This window comes from Streptomyces sp. NPDC007088 (assembly GCF_042869355.1).
Taxonomy (GTDB): Bacteria; Actinomycetota; Actinomycetes; order Streptomycetales; family Streptomycetaceae; genus Streptomyces.
Map to the genome: position 1 here is coordinate 288,913 of NZ_JBIAFO010000004.1, position 17,806 is coordinate 306,718.

The window sequence follows — 17,806 nt, forward strand, 5'->3', positions numbered from 1 at the left end:
GGCAGACCGACATGTCCATGGACGACGCATTCTCGGAACGCTGGCTGCGGCAGTTCGCGGCCTCCGTCGCGGCCACCCGCGAGGAACTGACCGCTCTCGACCAGGAGGTGGGCGACGGGGACTTCGGCAACAACCTCAGCGCCGGGCTCGCCCGGACGGTGCGCTCCCTCGACGAGGGGGAGCCGGGACCCGCCGAGGGAGCGGCCGCCCACGTCGTCGCCTCGGCGCGGCCCCTGCGGTACGCGGCGGACGCCTTCCTGGACCACGTGGGCGGTACGAGCGGACCCTTGTTCGGCCTGCTCTTCCAGGAACTCGCCTTCGCCCTCACCGAGTCCGAGGACGCCCGCAGCGCCGCCGCGCTCGCCGAGGGCACCACTGAGGGCCTGCGTGCCATACAGCGCGTGGGCGAGGCCGAGCCCGGGGACAAGACGCTCGTGGACGCCCTGGCCCCGGCCGCCAAGGCCCTGGAGGAGGCGGCCCGCGCCGACACGGAGGCGTCGGCGGCGCTGGCGGGCGCCGCCGACGCCGCGTGGCGCGGGGTGCGGGACACCACGAGGCTGCGCTCCCGCCGGGGGCGCGCCAGCTACGTGGGGGAACGTTCCACCAACGTGCCCGATCCCGGCGCGGTCGGCATAGCCGTGTTCTTCGCCTCGGCGGGCGGAGTGGTCGAGGCGGTCGCCCCGTTCCTGGCCGAGACCGAGGGGGGATCGGGAACCGGCTGAGCGCCGCCCTGCCGCCCGCGTCCGCCCGCCCGCCGGTGCCGCCCCGCGGACGGCGGGCCGGCGGACGGCGGGCCGGCGGACCGGTGGTTTCCGGGCCCGTGCGGGCCGGTGGCCCGACGGCCTCGCGGGCCCCGACGGCCCCGACGGCCCGTCCTCGGCCCGGTCAGTCCCTGGAGCGCCGCGGGATGCGCTCGCTCGCCCAGCCGAAGACGTCGGGCTCGTCCAGCGCCTCGACCCACAGATCGACGAGGGAGGCCACCTGTTCCCCGGGCCAGGGGCCGACGCCCATGACCCGCAGACCCGCTCGGGCCGCCGCCTCGACACCGACCGCCGAGTCCTCCACCGCGAGTGCGGACTCGGGAGCCGCTCCGCACGCCCTCGCGGCGGTGAGGTAGACGTCCGGGTGCGGTTTGGGCCTGATGCCCTCCCCGGGCACCACGATGTGATCGAAGTGTTCCCGCAGCCCGGTGTTGGACAGGCATGCCTCCACGACCTCCCGGGGGCAGTTGCTGGCGACCGCGAGCGGGGCGAACTTCACGGCCGTGGCGACCAGTTCGGGTGCGCCCGGCATGGTCTTGGGGTGGTCGGCGACGAGCTTCTTGAAGTGATCGAGCAGCCGGTTCGCCAGCGTGTCGGACAGCTCGGGACGGCCCGCCTCCTCGGCCATGAGCTGTCCGCACTGGGTGTAGTGGACGCCGAGACTGCGCTCCGCGAAACCCGGGGCGGGCACGAGATCGTAGTCCCGGAGCGTCAGCGTTCTGGCGTCCTGCCAGCTCTTCTCGGTGTCCATCAGGGTTCCGTCGCAGTCAAAAACGATGGCGGCGGGGGTCCAACTCAACAGATGTGCGCGCATCGGCTTCTTTCCGTTCTGGGCACGCCACACGATCGGAATGCGGCCGCGACGGCCGGCGCAATGGCCTGGGTCCCGGCGCTCATGAGCCCCCAGCGCAGGCGGGGGAAATGCTCGGTGCACTCCGAAAAATAACGAGCATTACGTTACGGAGGGTCGTGAGAACGCGTCAATCATTCACGGAACGCTATGATCATCGGGTTATTCGTATTCGAAGGCGCCGAACGTGGTCAGGTTCTCGCCCTGGACAATGCGAAATGCGCAGGTCCGGTGATGGATCGCGATGTGGACGCCGGCCTGGGGCCGGAACTCGGTGAAGCGCGCCGCTTTCATCCGAACGGCCCTGGGTCGCACCAGCGTGCCCCCGCTCGCGTACGCCGCCGCCTGACGCGCGGCCTCCAGCAGGACGACGCCGGGGACGTGGTCCGAGGGGTGGTCGAAGAAGAACGGGTGGCGTACGTCGAAGGGGGCCACGCGCGCGCTCCCGCCGTCCGCGGCGATGACCACGTCCCGGTCGTGGGCGACGCCCAGCAGCCGGCGGGGCGGACGGCGCAGGCCGGGCTCGGGGGGTGGGGGCGGCAGGTCGGCGCCGCCGCGCCGCATCCTCACGTACCGCGCCGCGGGCAGGAAGTGCACGAGACCCCCGCCCCTCGCGAAGGGGCCCGCCGCGGCGGAGAGGGTCACGTCCAGGCGCAGACCGCTGAGGGTCCCGTCGTTGCGGAAGCGCAGGTGGGTGGCGAGGACGTCGCAGCTCACCTCGGTGCACGCGGCGGCGGCCCGCGGTTCGGCGGCCGGGTCGGCGCGGAAGTGGACGTCGGCGATCACGAGCCGGGAGTCCTCGGGCACCCCGAAGTGGCGCAGGGGGATGTAGATGCCCAGCTGGCGCAGGGTTTCCATGATGAGCAGGGGGTGGTGCAGGTCACTGCCGTCGAGCGGGAAGGTGGGGTGGGACCTCGACCAGGCGGCGGCCGCCGCGTACCTGTTCCCGGTCCGGGCCACGACATCGGTGATCAGCACCTCGGCGGCCGAGGACCGGTGGACCCATTCGCGCGGAACCGTACGCGACCAACTCAACGGACACATCATCTGAGGACTCTCGATAGAACTGATTTTCCTATCGCAGAATGCACTCTTGTTGGGGAATGGGCGCGCGTGCGTGCTCCGAACGGGCTAGTCGCTGACTATATTTACGGCGAAAGAAACCGAACGGCAATCGGGGCGAAATGCAGGTTAGGGCTGAGGGAACGCGCACCATACTCCTGGAGGCGGCGGCGGGCCTGTTCGACGAACGCGGATTCGTCGGTACGAGTATCAGTGACATCGCGAAGCGGTCAGGACGTACCAGTGGTGCGATCTATTTCCACTACGCGAGCAAGGAGAAACTGGCCAGAGCGGTCATCGACGCTCAGTTCAACACCTGGCCGCAGCTGGTCGCCCGGCGCCGGGCCTCCGCACGGCCCGCCCTGGAGCGCATGGTGGCCCTGAGCTACGACGTGGCGCGCGCCTTCCGGGACGACGTGGTGGTCAGGGCGGCCGCGCGGCTGTGGACGGAGCGCCAGTGCATCGCGCTGTCCCTTCCGGTGCCGTTCGTCGGCTGGATCGAGGAGGTGTCGGCGCTCCTGTCGGAGGCGCGCGAGGAGGGGGACCTCGGGCCCGGGGTCGTGCCCGACACCGCGGCCGCCGGCCTCGTCGGCGCGTTCTACGGTCTGCATACGATCTCGGAGGCGCTCGACGGCCGCCGCAGGATCGAGGAACGCCTCGACGAGCTGTGGCTGTTGCTGCTCGCCGGCCTCCAGTCCGTGCCCGACCCCGCGGGGCTGCTCGGCCGGGTCTACGGGTGCATGGGCCCCGAGTCCGCCCCCGCCCCGCGCACCGGCCCGGGACGGACCGCCGGCACGGCGCGCTGAGCGGGAACGGCCGACGCGGGGGTGCCCCCAGCCGTGCGGCTGGGGGCACCCCCGCGTCGGATGCCCGGGGCGAACCGGCTGTCCGCCCCGGGCGGTGGTCAGGACAGGAGTTCCACCTCCGCGATCCGCGAGCCCTCCGAGCCGCTGTCCGGGACCAGGCGGTAGTGCTGGTAGCCGCCCGGGTGCTGGACGGTGAAGGCGCGGGTCTGCTTGTCCCACGGGAAGGTCTCACCGGAACGCTTGTCCAGATCACGCCACTTGCTGCCGTCGGCCGAGCCCTGAAGGGTCCAGCCGGCCGGGGCCTTCGTGTGGTCGGAGGAGGTGAGCGTGTACTGGATCGCCTTCGTCGTGGACTGGACCGGGAGTTCCGCCGAGGTGAAGGCGGCCTCGGTGGCCGAGGTGTTGTCGGTCAGCGGGCCCTGCCCCGTCGTGAGGACGTCAGAACGGGGCTTCGCCACCTTGTCGTCCTGGGTGATCGAGGTCGGGGCGTCGCTCTTGCCGGTGCCCCACTTCGACGGCCTGGCCCCCATGTCGAAGTCCAGGGTGCCGCCCTTGGCGACCACCTCGTGCGGCAGCGCGGTGGAGTTCCACTTCTTGCCGTTGACCCGCAGCCCCTGCACGTAGATGTTCTTCGCGCTGTTCTTCGGGGCCCGGATCACGAGCTTGTGGCCGCCCTCCATGGTGAGGGTCACCTTCTTGAACAGCGGGGAGCCCACCGCGTACTCGTCGCCGCCCATCACGAGCGGGTAGAAGCCGAGCGAGGAGAACAGGTACCAGGCCGACTGCTCGCCGTTGTCCTCGTCGCCGTGGTAACCCTGGCCGATCGCGCTGCCCGTGTAGAGCCGGGAGAGGACCTCGCGGACCTTCTCCTGCGTCTTCCAGGGCTGTCCCGCCGCGTCGTACATGTACGTGGCGTGGTGGGCGACCTGATTGCTGTGGCCGTACTGGCCCATCCGCACGTCCCTGGCCTCGGTCATCTCGTGGATGACCCCGCCGTAGGAGCCGGTGAACTCGGCCGTGGCGGTCTCGGGGGTCGAGAAGTACGTGTCCAGCTTCTTGGCCAGACCGTCCCGGCCGCCGTACAGGTTGGCCAGGCCGCGGGAGTCCTGGGGGGCGGTGAAGGCGTAACCCCAGCCGTTGGTCTCGGTGTAGTCGTAACCCCACACCCGCGGGTCGTACTTGTCGGCCGGGAGCCGGAAGGTGCCCGCGGCGTCCTTGCCCTGGAAGAAGCCCGCCTTGTCGTCGAACATCTTGACGTAGTCCTGCGCGCGGTTGAGGAAGTACGCGGACTCGTCCTTGTAGTGCGCCTCCTTCGTCTTCTTGTAGAGGGCGTCCGCCATGCGGCTGATGCCGTAGTCGTTGATGTAGCCCTCCATCGCCCAGGACATGCCCTCACCGGTGGCGGTGCTGGTGTAGCCGAGGAAGGGGGAGGTGTCCATGCCCTTGCGCCCGACCCCGGAGGCGGGCGGTACGACGGTCGCGTTCTTCAGGGCCGCCTTGTACGCCGACTCCGCGTCGAACTTCACGCCCTTGGTGTAGGCGTCCGCGAAGGCCACGTCCGAGGAGGTGCCGGTCATGAGGTCGGCGTAACCGGGCGAGGACCAGCGGGAGATCCAGCCGCCGTCCCGGTACTGCTGCACGAAGCCGTCGACCAGCTCACCCGCCTTCTTCGGGGTGAACAGCGAGTACGCCGGCCACGTGGTCCGGTAGGTGTCCCAGAAACCGTTGTTGACGTACGGCTTGCCGTCCACCACCTTCGCGCCGGTGTGCGTGGGGGTGTCCGGGCCCGGCATCTTCGAGAAGGGGCTCGCGTACTGGTACTTGGGCTGCTTCTGCGTGCCGGTGTTCTCGAAACCGGAGTTCGGGTACAGGTAGAGCCGGTACAGGCTGGAGTAGAGCGTGGTGAGCTGGTCCCGGCTCGCGCCCTCGACCTTGATCACGTTCATGATCTTGTCCCAGGCACCGCGCGCCTGTGAGGTGACGGCGTCGAAGGACCGGCCCGCCGGGATCTCCTGGGCCAGATTGGCCTTCGCCTGGTCGACGCTGATCAGCGAGGTCGCCAGCCGCAGGGTGACCGTGCGGTCGCGGCCGGCGTCGAAGCCCAGGTAGCCCTTGACGCCCGAGGACTCGCCGGACTTCACCGGCGCGTCGAACGCGCCGTAGACGAACAGCCGGGTGGCGCCCGTCGACAGACCGCTCTTGACGTCGGAGTAGCCGGTGAAGGTGCCGTTCTCCTTGTCGAGGCTCAGACCGCCCTGCTCGGAGACGTTGTCGAAGACGACGGAGGCGTCGTCGCCGGGGAAGCGGAACCGCATCATCGCCGCGTGGTCGGTCGGGGCGACCTCGGCTTTGAGCCCGTTCTCGAAGGTGACCCCGTACAGGTACGGCTTCGCGGTCTCGTTCTCGTGGCGGAAGGGCAGCGCCCGCTCGGTACGGCTGGTGGGCGGGGCGCCCGCGGCGGCCGAGGGCATCACCTGGAAGGTCTGCCGGTCACCCATCCACGGGCTCGGCTCGTGGCTCGCCGCCAGGGCCTGCATGGTCGGCAGGTTGTCCGCGTTGTTGGAGCGCGCGTAGTCGTACAGCCAGCTCGTGGAGGCCGCGTTGGTCACCGGCGTCCAGAAGTTGAAGCCGTGCGGCACCGCGGTGGCCGGGAGGTCGTTGCCCCGCGAGAAGTCGCCGCTGGAGTTGGTGCCCCGGGTGGTCAGCGCGTAGTCGGACAGGTGCGCCTTCGGGGCCTCGGGGGCCTTCCGGTCGAGGACGACGTCGTCGACCCAGCCGCGGAACTTCGCCTTGCCCTTCGGCGCGTCGTACGCCACCAGTACCCGGTCCACGGTCTTGCCCGCGGCGACCGAGCCGATGGCCGAGGAACGGTCGTTCCACTGGTTGACGTAGAGCGACTTGGACTCGCCCTGGCCGCGGGGGCTGAGCCGGAACCCGTTCTGGTCCAGCGCGCCCAGATCGCTCAGGTACGTGCCGTCGGTGAAGGCCAGGTCCACCGAGACGTTGGTCGACGGGTAGTCGAGGTTCGTCTCCGGCAGGGAGGGGAACACCCGGTAGGACAGTTCCGTGTCCCGCTTGACCGCGACGTCGACGTCGAAGACCTTGTTGTACGCGTAGCCCCGGCCGTCCGCCTGGTGGGTGCCCGCGTAGCGCAGGGCGCGCTTGCCGGTGAACCCGGCGCCCGCCTTGGCCGTCGGCGAGCCGGAGGGGCCCTTGTCGACCAGCGTCTGCATGTTCTTGGGGCCGGGGGCGTCCTCGCCCGTGGAGAGCTGCACGTCCGCGAGCTGGGTCGCGTCCTTCGCGCCGTTGTTGGCGGTGAACTCCAGCCGGTAGTGGGCGTAGGCGACCGCCGGGCCCGCGATGTCGTAGGTCTTCGTCTCGGCGCGCTTGGCGAAGGACTGGCCGGAGCGGGTGTCGAGCGTCTTCCAGTCCTTGCCGTCGGCCGAACCCTTGAGGGTCCAGTCCTTCGGGTCCCGCTCGTCGTGGTCGTTGGCCGAGACCAGCGCGTAGCGCGTGATCGCGGCCGGCGCGTCGAGGTCGAACTCCGTCCACGCGGTGGGGGTGAAGGCGAGCCACTTCGTGCTGGGCAGGCCGTCGACGAGATTCGCCGCGCTCTCCCCGCCGCCGGTGTTCTCGTCGCTGGCCCGTACATCGGTGACGTGGTCGCTGACATTGCCCGGGATGCCCGAGCTGTAGCTCCCGTCCACGCCCGAGGTGCGCGGATGTCCGGCGGCATCCGTGTCGGCCGTGCTCAACCAGTCCGGGGAGGGGTCCCCGTCCTCGAACGACGACCGGAAAGTGTCCGACGGACGGTGCGGGGCGGCGCTCGTGGCCGCCGTCGCGCCCTGGGCCGTGCCGGCCAGCAGAAGCACGGCCGTCCCCAGGACGACCGCGGGAAAGCCTCGTCTGTGCCGAGACCGGTACCGCATTGTGGCCTCCTCGTACTCCGGTCCTTGACGGACCCTTGGACAACGTTGTCAACAAGCTGTGCAACGTTTAGTAGGGGCCCGCGCGGTGCCAAAGTTCAAGAGTCCGTACGTACGGGGGAGAAGGTTGGCCTGAAAGCGACGGTTGGGCCCGGGGCGGATGCCGCCGTGCCGGGCGGGCCGCGCAGCTGATGCGCCCCGTGGCCGGGCCGCGCATGGTGGTGAGTACGGCCGGTATGCCCGGGTACGCGGGGAGGCCCGGACCCGTGCGTCCGCCCGGCCGCCGCGGAGGCGGTCCGCGGGGCGGGCACGCGCAGGCGTCCAGCGAGTACGGAAGAGCAGGTGATCACCCGATGAAGGCACTGGTGTACCGAGGCCCCAAGGACGTGGCGGTCGAGGAGGTTCCCGACGCCCGGATCGAGCGGCCCACGGACGTGGTCGTACGGATCACGTCCACCAATATCTGCGGTTCCGACCTGCACATGTACGAGGGCCGCACGACGATGGAGACCGGCCGCACCCTCGGGCACGAGAACCTGGGCGAGGTCGTGGAGGTGGGTGACGGGGTCGACCGGGTCAAGGTGGGCGACCGGGTCTGCCTGCCCTTCAACGTGGGGTGCGGCTTCTGCGAGAACTGCGAGCGCGGCTTCACCGGCTTCTGCCTCTCGGTCGACTCGGACACCCCCGGCGGTGCCTACGGCTTCGCGGAGATGGGCAGTTACGCCGGCGGGCAGGCCGAGTACCTGCGGGTGCCCTGGGCGGACTTCAACTGTCTCGTGCTGCCCGAGGACGCGGCCGAGAAGGAGAACGACTACGTGATGCTCGCGGACATCTTCCCGACCGGGTACCACGCCACCGAACTCGCCGGCGTCTCGCCCGGCGAGTCCGTCGTGGTCTACGGCGGCGGCCCGGTCGGGCTGATGGCCGCCTACAGCGCGCGGCTGCGCGGCGCGAGCCAGGTGCTCCTGGTGGACCGGCACCCGGACCGGCTCAAACTCGCCGAGGAGGCGGGGGCGACGCCCGTCGACGACAGCAAGGGCGACCACGTGGAGCGCATCCTCGACCTGACCGGCGGGGGAGCGGACCGCGGCTGCGAGTGCGTCGGCTACCAGGCCCACGACCCGCAGGGCAACGAGAAGCCCGAGGCCACGATGAACGATCTGGTGGCCTCGGTGCGCGCCACCGGCGGGATCGGCGTGGTCGGCGTGTTCCTTCCGCAGGACGACGGTGCGCCCACCGAACTGACCCGGAAGGGGAAGCTGCCCTTCGACTTCGGCCAGTTCTGGTTCAAGGGGCAGCGCATCGGCACCGGACAGGCCAACGTCAAGGCGTACAACCGCCCCTTGGCGAAGCTGATCCACCAGGGGCGGGCCACGCCCTCGTTCCTCGTGTCCCACGAACTGCCGCTCGACGAGGCGGCCACCGCCTACCGCTCCTTCGACGACCGGCTCGACGGCTGGACCAAGGTGGTCCTCAAGCCCTGATCCCGCTCTCTCGCCCCGGGGAGGCCGGGCCGCGCACGGCGCACCGCGTGCGGCCCGGCCGCTCAGTCCCCCGGGTGGACGGGCGTCGCCAGATCCCGCAGAAAGGCGCCGAACCCGTGCGGGGCCCTCGGATCGCCGCGGCCCGAGGTGAGCACCGGACAGTGGTCGGTACGCAGAACCCGCGCACCGTCCCGCTCCAGAGCCCGCACGAGAGCGCGGTCCTCACTGTGTTCGAGCGGGGGAAAACCCCCTGCCCGGGTGTACGCCTGCGCGCACACACCGAAGTTGGCGCCGTGCACGTGCGGATGCGACCAGGGGCCGGCGCCCGGCGAACGGTCGGCGTAGTACAGCGAACGGTGGCGCTCGACGACCTCGGGCGGCAGCTGAGGGCACGCCTCCAGCCGTACCGTGCCCAGCACGCACTCCCAGCCCTCCCGTGCCCGCAGCCACTGGTGCGCGAGCCAGTCCGGCGGCACCAGGCTGTCGGCGTCGGTCGTCGCGATCCACGCCGTGCGGGCCGCGGGCCCCAGCCGCAGCAGCCCGTGCCCCACGGCGGCGGCGCGCGCCGCGCCGACGTTCCGGTGCGCCACCTCCACGACCCGCGCGCCGTGGCGCCGGGCGACCCGCGCGGTGGCGTCGGCGCAGGCGTCGGCGGCGACCACGGTGAGCACCCGCACCCCGGCGCGCAGGAGGGACGGATGCCGCGCCGCCGCCCGCAGGGCGCGCAGGGCAGCGGGGAGCCGTTCGGCCTCGTCGTGCGCCGGGACGGCGACGAGGAGCGCGGTACGGCGCGGGGCCGGCCCGGCACCGCACCGCGGGCCGGCGCCGGTCACACCAGCCCTTCCGCCGCGGCGGTGGACGGGGCCGCGCTGCCGTCCGCGAGCGCTCGGCGGAAGGTGCGCAGGACGAAGTCCGGGTCGTCCAGACGCAGTTGCGGGCTGAGCCCCTTTGCGGCGTCCAGGAACGGGTCCAGCTCGCGGCCGGTGCGTACGTGGTCGGGCACCGGATGGTCCCAGTGCACGGTGAGCAGTGTGCCGCCCGGCGCCAGCGAGTGCGCCGCCCGGTCCAGGACGGTGCGCAGCGTGGCGTCGTCGAAGTAGTAGAGCAGCTCGGACAGCACGATCAGGTCGAAGCTCCCCTTTGGCCAGTCCTGCGGCAGGACCAGATGCCGGAACGCGACGTGCGGCAGGTCGCGGTTGCGGGCGCGCGCGGCGTCCACGGCGGAGGCGACCCGGTCGGCGGCGAGCACTTCCTCGCAGCGTTCCGCGAGCAGTCCCGTCAACACCCCCACGGAGCAGCCCGGTTCGAAGGCCCGACGGAAGCGCCGGTGCGGGAGGGCGCCGAGGGTCAGGGCGTACTTGCGCTGTTCGTACCAGCGTCCCGCGAGGTCCCAGGGGTCCTCGGTGCCGGCGTACATGGAGGTGAAGTAGTCCGCGGGTGTCGCGGAGGCGGCGGTCACGAGAAGATCACCTCGAAGGGGCGTATGTGGTGGGCGAGTTCCTCGGGCGGGAGGATCACGGTGTCCTCTCCGGGGCCGAGCGGTGCGGTCTGGGTGACGAAGTGCTCCAGGGCCCGGCGCTTGCGCTCCAGGGCGCCGGCGTCGAGCGGGAGCCGGGCGGCCGAGGCCCAGGGCACCCGGGGGTCGTCGGGCACCGCCCAGTGCCACAGCCAGACCGGGTAGTGCGCGCACCGGGTGCCGGTACGGCGTGCGGCCCGGGTCGCCGCGCGGCCCGCCGCCTCGTGGTCGGCGTGCAGGTCGCCGTCCCAGGGGGCGAGACACAGGGCGGCGCCCGTCGTGCGCAGCAGCGCGGAGAGGACGTCGGTGAGACGGTCCTCGTGAGCGGCGACGGCCGTGTCCGGGATGCCGGCACGGTGCACCCGGCCGAGGTCGAGGCCGAGGGCGTCCAGCGCCCGGTCCAGTTCCTCGGACCGGCGTGCGGCGAGCGCCCGCGGCGTGAGGTGGACGCTTCCGGGGTGCGAGCCCTCCCCGTCGGTCGCCGTCACGAGGTGCACCTCGGCCCCCGACGCGGCGAGGCCCGCGAGAGTGCCGCCCACGCCCAGCACCTCGTCGTCGGGGTGCGCGGAGACGACCACCACCGGGCCCGGCGGCAGGGACACGGCGGGCAGCGCCGCGAGAGCGGCCCAGGCGGCCCACCGGGCCTCAGGGGTGCCGGGCGCGTCGATGGACTGTGCCGCCGCCGTCCGGCGGGGGTCCGTGGTGGTCACGCGCCGTCCTTCGCCGGTCCGCCGGCAAAGGAACCGGTCGGCACGGCCCGCCCCTCGGTCGCGGGCGCGGCGCGGCCTGGGTGGGGACCCTCCTGCGCCGGCCGCACCTCCTCCTCCTCGGCGAGCAGCCTGCCCAGCGCGGCCAGGTCGCGTTCGCCGTGGTGCTGGCGGATGTAGACGGTCAGGTCGGCGACCTTGCGGGCGTGGCCCGGATCGTGGCACAGCGGTCCGGCGCCCGTCGCGCGTCCCACCCGGTCGAGGACCTCGGCGCACACCCGCTCGGCCAGTGCCCGCACGCGCAGGCCCCGGATGCGGGCCTCGCCGAGCAGGTCGAGCGGGTCGTGGTCGATCGACTCGGCCGCCTCGTCGAGCACCGTGAGTGCCGCGTGCAGTGCCGTGTCGCAGGCCCCCAGGTGGGCGGCGAGGAAGGGGTCCGTACGCCTGCGGGCGGCCTCGTGCAGGGTGTCCGCGACCGCGAGCGCCCCGCCGATCCAGCAGGCGGCCACCCCGACGCCGCCGTGCTCGAACCCCGGCCGCTCCAGATAGGCGTCGACCCCGCCGAGCGCGCGGGCCGGTACGGCGGTGAAACGGACGTCCGGAGTGTCGCTGCCCGCCATGCCCAGGGCCTGCCAGGTGTCCTCCACGGGCCGGTAGCCGGGGTGGTCGGTGCGCACGACGAAGAGCCGGTGCCCCTCGCCGGTGTCGGCGGTCACCAGGCCGTGCGTGCAGGAGTGCGCCCCGGAGCAGTACGGCTTGAGCCCGTCCAGCAGCCAGGTCGTGCCCTCGCGCCGGGCGCTGAGCCCGGGACCGGGGGGCTGCGCCGCCCACACGCCCCAGCGCTCCCCGGGGCCGGGCGGGGCGGCCCCCAGCTCCTGGAGGATCGCCGCGGCGTCCGCGTGCCCCTCGGCGAGCCGTGCCAGGGACAGGTCCGTTCTGCCCAGGCCGACCAGGGCCCGGAACCGCTCCCGGGTTCGGCCACCGCCGGGCAGGGGCAGCTCGGCCGCCCCGGAGGCGGCCCAGCGCGCGAACCGGTCCGCGGCCGCCTCCCGCAGCGCGGTGGAGTCGGGGACCTGGGTCGGGTTATCAACGGTGGGGGACATCGACCTGTGCCTTTCGCGCGGCGCGTACCCGCCCTTGGGGGCGTGATCCGGCTCGATGGCTGCTTCTCGCATTTTGTGGGGTGCGGCGGGGCCGCGCACTTCTGCCACCCCCGGCCCTTTCCCTGGCGGACGCCGCTTCGAAGGGGGGCTGGGATTGGGTGCCCGGGGCCGCGCCGCGTAAACGGGCCGCGGCGTGGTGGGTGCCTCCGCCGGCGCTCCCCGCTAGCGCTCCGGGCCGTTGTGCCGTCCAGTGGAGTGGGGTGATGGGCAGCCGCGTCGAGGTGTGCGATCCCGTACCGCGGGGGTACCCGGTCCGCGTGGCGGGCGCCCCGCCAGGAGAAACCGTTGGAAGCCGCAGGAAGAGGTGGATCATGCCGGCAGGTTCGAGCCCCAAGCGGGAGCGGCAGTACGAGGACATCAAGGAGAGCGAGGAGAAGCGCGGAGCCTCGCAGGGGCGGGCGAAGGAGATCGCCGCCCGCACCGTCAACAAGGAACGGGCCCGCTCCGGTGAGTCGAGGACCGCGAGCAAGGTGTCGACCAAGGACCCCAAGTCCGCCTACGAGCGCGGCGGCGAACGCTCGCACAGCGGCGCGCAGGGCCCCACCCGCGACCAGCTCTACGAAGAGGCCAGGAAGAAGAACGTGAAGGGCCGCTCCTCGATGAACAAGCAGGAGCTGCGCAAGGCCGTGGGCCGCTGACCCGTACGGCAGCGCCCCACCGGCGCCGCACGCGGCGGCGTTCCCGTACAGCACCGAAGCACGAAGGAGAAACACCATGGCCGGCGCAGATCTCAGCGGGCACAGCGTCCTCGCCCTCGTCACCAACTACGGCGTGGAGCAGGACGAACTCGTCGTCCCGGTCGAACACCTCAAGAAGGCCGGCGCGCGGGTCACCGTCGCGGCCGTGCGGGACGAGCCGATCCGTACCCTGGTGAGCGACAAGGACCCCGGCACCACCGTGCGGCCGGACACCACGATCACGGACCTCGACCCGGCCGGGTACGAGCTGCTCCTGATCCCGGGCGGCACCCTGAACGCGGACACGCTGCGCCTGGACGAGGACGCCCTCGGCGTGGTCCGGGCCTTCGCCTCGACGGGGCGGCCGATCGCGGCGATCTGCCACGGCCCGTGGGCCCTCGTCGAAACGGGTCTCGTGGAGGGCAAGACCCTCACCTCCTACCCCTCACTGCGCACCGACATCCGCAACGCCGGGGCGAAGGACTGGGTGGACCGCTCCGTGGTCACCGACACCGCGGGCGGATACACCCTCGTGACCTCCCGCAACCCGGGCGACCTGGACGACTTCCTCGGCGAGGTGGACAAGGCGCTGCTGGGCTAGAGCGCCCCCACCCCGCTCGGCGCCGCTCCGAAGCCCGCGTCATCCCCTTGGCCCGGCCACCTCCGGTGAAACACCGGGAAGTGGCCGGGCCAAGCCGCGTCGGCGGTCTCCGGCTGTACCGGGACACCGGTCTTCGGACCGCCGGGAGGCCGGGCGGGGCCCCGGACGCCGCGGTCACCACGGGGCACCTTTGCGGGGGCAGCGCGAGGACGAGGCGGTCGGCCGGGGGAGCACCGGCCGGCCGTGCGGGCGGCTGGACGACGAGCCTCCGGCCCCGCGTCGCGGCGGTCGTGGAAGCGACACCCCGTACCTGTCTTCCCGCGGCGAGGGGCGGAGCGGACGTCGTCCCCGGCGGGGTGGACGCCTTCCGTGAGGCGCACCGCGCCCGGCTTCGCGCGGGCGGGGTTCGAGGAGGGGCGCTCGCGCCTTGGGACGCGCCGAACACCCCGCCTGGCGCGTATTCGCGTGGACATGCCGGTTTCCGTCACGCGACGTTTTCCGGGCGGTGACACCGGGAGCATTGACAAGAATTCAATCAAGCCTAGCCTGAATGAAATTATGTAACCGGGTGTGCAGGCGGCACCCGGACGCCCCCTCGCCCGAGGAGTCCGCCATGTCCGCTCCCCAGCCCTCCGCAAGCGAGGGCGGCCTGATCGAACGTCGTTCCATCGAGGTCGTCCCCGACAGCGAGCGGCACGGCACACCGTTCAGCCAGTTCACTCTCTGGTTCGGTGCCAACCTCCAGATCACCGCCGTCGTGACCGGCGCGCTCGCCGTCGTCCTCGGCGCCGACGCCTTCTGGTCGCTCATCGCGCTGCTGCTCGGGAACCTGCTCGGCGGCGCCGTCATGGCCCTGCACTCCGCGCAGGGCCCCCGTCTCGGACTGCCGCAGATGATCTCCAGCCGGGCCCAGTTCGGCGTCTACGGGGCCGTCGTCCCCCTCGTGTGCGTCGTCGTCATGTACGTGGGCTTCTTCGCGAGCGGCACGGTCCTGGCCGGACAGGCGGTCGGTCACCTCACCCACCTCGGCGACACCACCGGCATCCTGGTCTTCGCCGTGGCCACCGCCGTCATGGCCGTCATCGGCTACCGGGTCATCCACCGCCTGGGCCGGGTCGCGGGGGCGGTGTGCGCGCTGGCCTTCGTCTATCTCGGCATCCGCCTGCTGCGCCGCGTCTCCCTGGGCGACCTGCTCGCCGACCACTCCTTCCACCTGCCCGCCTTCCTGCTCGCCGTCTCCCTCGCCGCCTCCTGGCAACTCGCCTTCGGGCCCTACGTCGCCGACTACTCGCGCTACCTGCCGCGCGACACCTCGCCGCGCACCACGTTCTGGGCGACGCTCGCCGGCACCGTCCTCGGCTCGCAGTGGTCCATGGCCTTCGGCGCGCTCGCCGCGGCCGCCTCCGCCGGAGCCATCGTGGGCGACGAGGTCGGCTACGTCGTGGGCCTGGGCGGCGGCGGACTGATCGCCTCGGTGCTCTACTTCGTGATCGCGCTCGGCAAACTCACCATCAACGTGCTCAACACCTACGGGGGCTTCATGTCCCTGCTGACCGGGGTGAGCGGCTTCCGCGCGCAGCGCGGCCTCAGCCCGCGGGGGCGGGCGGGCTACGTGCTCGGCATCATGCTGGCGGGAACGGTCGTCGCCCTGCTGGGCCGGGGTGACTTCCTGGACTCGTTCTCCACGTTCCTGCTCTTCCTGCTGATCTTCTTCACGCCGTGGAGCGCCATCAATCTCGTCGACTACTACCTCGTCGCCAAGGAGCGCTACGACCTCCCCGCGCTGTCCGACCCGGCCGGCCGCTACGGCACCTGGCGGTGGCGGGCCATCCTCACCTATGTCCTCGGTATCCTCATCCAACTCCCATTCATAGCAACGGAGTTCTACACCGGCCCGATGGTCGGGCGGCTCGGTGGAGCGGACATCTCCTGGATCGTGGGGCTCGTGATCCCCGGCGCTCTCTACGCCCTGCTGGCGCGCGGCGACCGCGGCCGGGTGCCCGATCGCATGATCTGGGGCCACGAGCAGCCGCGGATAACGGCACCGGCGCCGCCGCGGCCCACCGCCTCGACGGCCGACTGAACAGCGGGACGGGCACACGGCCCCGGTTAGGGTGGCCGACGCAACCCAAGCGCGTCGACGAGGTGGGAAAGCCGGCCATGAGCACCACGAGGACGACGGCCACGGCCCTGGTGCTTCAGCACGGACCCGGCGGCGGGCTCGGCCCCTGGGCGGGCTGGCTGGCCGAACGGGGCGTACGGGCACACGTGGTGCCCGCCTACGAAGGGGCCCCGGTCCCCGGACGGCTCGAACACCAGGCGCTCGTCGTCCTGGGCGGCGCCTACCTTCCCGACGAGGACGCGCGTGCCCCGTGGCTGCCCGCGACCCGGGCCCTCGTACGCCGGGCCCTGGACGGAGCGATCCCGCTGTGGCGCCCACTGGCTGGCGCGCAGCGAGCACTGCCCCTACCAGGGGTTCCGGGTCGGCCCCTCGGCGTGGGGCGTGCAGTTCCACCCGGAGGCGACGGCCGAGCGCATCCGCCACTGGAACCCCGGCCGGCTGTCCCGGTACGGCGCCCCGGACCCCGAGACGCTGCGCGCCCTCGCCCTGCGCGAGGAGCCGGCCGCCACCAGGACCTGGCGCACGGTGGCCCACCGCTTCGCCGACGTGGTGACCTCGGCCGCACACCGAGGCCGCCACAGCCGACTCAGCGCGGACCGAGCCCGGCCTCCAGCGCCGCCCGGAACTCCGGGCGCGAGCTGAGCCGCTCGACGTAGGACAGCAGACGCCGACGGCCGGGATGCTCCTCCAGCGTGGCCCGCAGTTCACTCCCGTACCCGGCGGCCGGCCACAGCAGCGCCGCCCAGGCGTCGACGTCGGAGGCGGTCGGCGCCTCGCCCCACACGTAGGGGCTGTCCGCCAGCCGCCGGTCGAGTTCGTCCAGGGCCGCCCGGAAGCAGGCGTGTCCGCTCTCCTCGGGCAGGGGGTGGAGCAAGGACTCCAGCCGGTCGATGTCGGCCGTGCGGCAGGCCGGCCGCAGTCCGGACCCGCACGTACCGTCGCCGCAGGCCGGGGAGGGGAACCTGTCGGTGAGGTCGCGCAGGATGTCCGGGGCGTGGTTGCTGACCACCCGGCCGCTCCACCGGTCGCACAGGGCCGGAACGGAGAGCGGTCCCTCGTAGCGGTGCCGTGCCGCCTCGTAGGCGTGCCGCAGCCCCGCCTCCGCCGCGGGCGCGACGCCGGGCGTGCCCAGCACCGTCACGGGCACCTCCTCGCGCAGGCCCAGCAGGCCCAGCGTGACGAACACCCGCAGCGCGTCGGGACAGTGGCCGCGCAGGTACACCTCGTAGCGGTGCGGCGCCGGATAGAAGCCGCGGGCGGCCGAACTGCCGATCCGGCCGCGGAAGACGGGGGCGGGCAGGGACGGACGGACGAGCGTCGCGAGGGGACGGCGCTGCGCCTGGTCGTGGGTGTGCGGGGCGGTAGCGGTCATGGCTCTCCAACTCATCTGGCTCTGCGGGGTGTCCATAGCCGGCGAAACGGGCGCGGAAGGAGGGGCGTACGGCAGGAAGGGCGGAAGCGGCGCACGACGGTCTGGGAGAGGGCCGCCCGGCGGGGCCCGGAGGAAGGTCCGGACCCGTCGTACCCTGGCGGTGTGACACGGGCCGGAGCCCCGCACAGGAGTGTGGGCGGCCCGTCCCGTCAGCGGAGGCGGACGGCGGCGCTGCACACCCGCAGCAGATCGATGTGCAGCCGCCGGGTCAGGGTGCGACGCCGGGGAGCGCGCGAAGAGGCCGGCCGCCGACGCGGCAGCCGCGTCGCTTCCCGCACCGTTTCGGACATCCCCACCAGTCCCCTCCCGGGCTCGCCGGAGGCAAACCACGCTTGCCCCGCCGCCGTCGGCGGGACCCGGTCGTCACCCGGGGCACCCCATCGCGGCGGAAGGGTTGCCTGTCAGCGGGCCGGGGCCGATGAACCGCGTGCGGGGTCTCCGTACGCGGGCGCTGACGATCGTGACCGTCCTTCCCAGTGTCACGGGGCCCGCAACGGCCGTCAAGACCGGTCTCGTGCTCCGGACTTCGGAAAGGCGCGCGCGGGCGTCCGGAGGCCGGGCGCCGCGGCCCGTACCCGAGGACGGGCGCGCACCACGAGGCCCTTGCGGCCCACCGCCGGGGTTGTGCGCCAGAAGAGCCGGCCCCCTTCATCGAGCGGCTTCCTCGGACGGAGGGGCAGGGACCCTCGGCGGTGTGCC

The 17,806-nt window shown here is 72.6% G+C and carries 14 protein-coding genes, 1 pseudogene and 1 riboswitch; of the genes and pseudogenes, 7 read left to right on the plus strand and 8 right to left on the minus strand.

Annotated elements, in window-relative coordinates; translation table 11 throughout:
* The first annotated feature begins 11 nt into the window (after positions 1 to 11).
* Positions 12 to 722: a dihydroxyacetone kinase subunit DhaL gene (gene dhaL / locus ACFYMP_RS09150; protein ID WP_388852995.1), complete on the plus strand. Its 711-nt coding sequence runs from the start codon at positions 12 to 14 to the stop codon at positions 720 to 722.
* Positions 723 to 885: 163 nt separating this feature from the next.
* Here dhaL and ACFYMP_RS09155 read toward each other — a convergent pair whose 3' ends face one another.
* Together ACFYMP_RS09155 and ACFYMP_RS09160 are read right to left on the minus strand one after the other, a co-directional pair.
* The gene (locus ACFYMP_RS09155; RefSeq protein WP_388852998.1) at positions 886 to 1,575 is read right to left on the minus strand and encodes an HAD family hydrolase; all 690 of its coding nucleotides are present in this window, start codon (positions 1,573 to 1,575) and stop codon (positions 886 to 888) included.
* 198 nt (positions 1,576 to 1,773) lie between these two features.
* The gene (locus tag ACFYMP_RS09160; RefSeq protein WP_388853293.1) at positions 1,774 to 2,655 is read right to left on the minus strand and encodes a ScbA/BarX family gamma-butyrolactone biosynthesis protein; all 882 of its coding nucleotides are present in this window, start codon (positions 2,653 to 2,655) and stop codon (positions 1,774 to 1,776) included.
* Positions 2,656 to 2,795: 140 nt separating this feature from the next.
* Here ACFYMP_RS09160 and ACFYMP_RS09165 point away from each other — a divergent pair, with 140 nt between their 5' ends.
* Positions 2,796 to 3,479, plus strand: coding sequence for a ScbR family autoregulator-binding transcription factor (locus tag ACFYMP_RS09165; RefSeq protein ID WP_388853001.1), 684 nt, complete (start codon positions 2,796 to 2,798; stop codon positions 3,477 to 3,479).
* Between the two features lie 98 nt (positions 3,480 to 3,577).
* Here the strand turns inward: ACFYMP_RS09165 and ACFYMP_RS09170 are convergent, their stop codons facing one another.
* Positions 3,578 to 7,408 carry a GH92 family glycosyl hydrolase gene (locus ACFYMP_RS09170; protein ID WP_388853004.1) on the minus strand — a complete coding sequence of 1,277 codons (3,831 nt, stop codon included), beginning with the start codon at positions 7,406 to 7,408 and terminating at the stop codon, positions 3,578 to 3,580.
* A gap of 350 nt (positions 7,409 to 7,758) precedes the next feature.
* Here ACFYMP_RS09170 and ACFYMP_RS09175 point away from each other — a divergent pair, with 350 nt between their 5' ends.
* The gene (locus ACFYMP_RS09175) at positions 7,759 to 8,889 is read left to right on the plus strand and encodes a glutathione-independent formaldehyde dehydrogenase (protein WP_388853007.1); all 1,131 of its coding nucleotides are present in this window, start codon (positions 7,759 to 7,761) and stop codon (positions 8,887 to 8,889) included.
* Positions 8,890 to 8,951: 62 nt separating this feature from the next.
* Here ACFYMP_RS09175 and ACFYMP_RS09180 read toward each other — a convergent pair whose 3' ends face one another.
* From ACFYMP_RS09180 to ACFYMP_RS09195, 4 genes are read right to left on the minus strand one after another with little or no spacing between them, the layout of a single operon-like run.
* Entirely contained in the window at positions 8,952 to 9,722 is a 771-nt protein-coding gene (locus tag ACFYMP_RS09180; RefSeq protein ID WP_388853009.1) for a glycosyltransferase, read from the minus strand.
* Positions 9,719 to 10,306, minus strand: a complete 588-nt coding sequence (locus ACFYMP_RS09185; RefSeq protein WP_388853296.1) for a class I SAM-dependent methyltransferase — start codon at positions 10,304 to 10,306, stop codon at positions 9,719 to 9,721. The genes ACFYMP_RS09180 and ACFYMP_RS09185 overlap by 4 nt, the downstream gene beginning before the upstream one ends.
* Before the next feature lie 38 nt (positions 10,307 to 10,344).
* Positions 10,345 to 11,115: a PIG-L deacetylase family protein gene (locus tag ACFYMP_RS09190; RefSeq protein WP_388853012.1), complete on the minus strand. Its 771-nt coding sequence runs from the start codon at positions 11,113 to 11,115 to the stop codon at positions 10,345 to 10,347.
* Entirely contained in the window at positions 11,112 to 12,215 is a 1,104-nt protein-coding gene (locus tag ACFYMP_RS09195) for an acyl-CoA dehydrogenase (protein ID WP_388853015.1), read from the minus strand. The genes ACFYMP_RS09190 and ACFYMP_RS09195 overlap by 4 nt, the downstream gene beginning before the upstream one ends.
* A gap of 371 nt (positions 12,216 to 12,586) precedes the next feature.
* Between ACFYMP_RS09195 and ACFYMP_RS09200 the strand changes: the two genes are divergently transcribed.
* From ACFYMP_RS09200 to ACFYMP_RS09215, 4 genes and pseudogenes are all read left to right on the plus strand, one after another.
* Positions 12,587 to 12,913, plus strand: coding sequence for a plasmid stabilization protein (locus tag ACFYMP_RS09200; RefSeq protein ID WP_388853018.1), 327 nt, complete (start codon positions 12,587 to 12,589; stop codon positions 12,911 to 12,913).
* A 76-nt stretch (positions 12,914 to 12,989) separates the two neighbouring features.
* Positions 12,990 to 13,553, plus strand: coding sequence for a type 1 glutamine amidotransferase domain-containing protein (locus ACFYMP_RS09205; RefSeq protein WP_388853021.1), 564 nt, complete (start codon positions 12,990 to 12,992; stop codon positions 13,551 to 13,553).
* Positions 13,554 to 14,166: 613 nt separating this feature from the next.
* Positions 14,167 to 15,636, plus strand: a complete 1,470-nt coding sequence (locus ACFYMP_RS09210; protein ID WP_388853024.1) for a purine-cytosine permease family protein — start codon at positions 14,167 to 14,169, stop codon at positions 15,634 to 15,636.
* 77 nt (positions 15,637 to 15,713) lie between these two features.
* Positions 15,714 to 16,317 (plus strand): annotated as a pseudogene (locus tag ACFYMP_RS09215) (type 1 glutamine amidotransferase).
* On the opposite strand, the gene ACFYMP_RS09220 reads toward ACFYMP_RS09215, so the two are convergent.
* Entirely contained in the window at positions 16,262 to 17,047 is a 786-nt protein-coding gene (locus ACFYMP_RS09220; RefSeq protein ID WP_388853027.1) for a glutathione S-transferase C-terminal domain-containing protein, read from the minus strand. The pseudogene ACFYMP_RS09215 and the gene ACFYMP_RS09220 sit on opposite strands and share 56 nt — an antisense overlap.
* A gap of 383 nt (positions 17,048 to 17,430) precedes the next feature.
* Positions 17,431 to 17,573: riboswitch (SAM riboswitch) on the minus strand.
* Positions 17,574 to 17,806: the final 233 nt, after the last annotated feature.

Coding starts and splice junctions, on each gene's coding strand:
- ACFYMP_RS09165 (WP_388853001.1), top strand. CDS start 2,796: ATGCAGGTTAGGGCTGAGGGAACGCGCACCATACTCCTGGAGGCGGCG.
- ACFYMP_RS09220 (WP_388853027.1), bottom strand. CDS start 17,047: ATGACCGCTACCGCCCCGCACACCCACGACCAGGCGCAGCGCCGTCCC.
- ACFYMP_RS09155 (WP_388852998.1), bottom strand. CDS start 1,575: ATGCGCGCACATCTGTTGAGTTGGACCCCCGCCGCCATCGTTTTTGAC.
- ACFYMP_RS09160 (WP_388853293.1), bottom strand. CDS start 2,655: ATGTGTCCGTTGAGTTGGTCGCGTACGGTTCCGCGCGAATGGGTCCAC.
- ACFYMP_RS09175 (WP_388853007.1), top strand. CDS start 7,759: ATGAAGGCACTGGTGTACCGAGGCCCCAAGGACGTGGCGGTCGAGGAG.
- ACFYMP_RS09170 (WP_388853004.1), bottom strand. CDS start 7,408: ATGCGGTACCGGTCTCGGCACAGACGAGGCTTTCCCGCGGTCGTCCTG.
- ACFYMP_RS09185 (WP_388853296.1), bottom strand. CDS start 10,306: ATGTACGCCGGCACCGAGGACCCCTGGGACCTCGCGGGACGCTGGTAC.
- dhaL (WP_388852995.1), top strand. CDS start 12: ATGTCCATGGACGACGCATTCTCGGAACGCTGGCTGCGGCAGTTCGCG.
- ACFYMP_RS09205 (WP_388853021.1), top strand. CDS start 12,990: ATGGCCGGCGCAGATCTCAGCGGGCACAGCGTCCTCGCCCTCGTCACC.
- ACFYMP_RS09195 (WP_388853015.1), bottom strand. CDS start 12,215: ATGTCCCCCACCGTTGATAACCCGACCCAGGTCCCCGACTCCACCGCG.
- ACFYMP_RS09200 (WP_388853018.1), top strand. CDS start 12,587: ATGCCGGCAGGTTCGAGCCCCAAGCGGGAGCGGCAGTACGAGGACATC.
- ACFYMP_RS09210 (WP_388853024.1), top strand. CDS start 14,167: ATGTCCGCTCCCCAGCCCTCCGCAAGCGAGGGCGGCCTGATCGAACGT.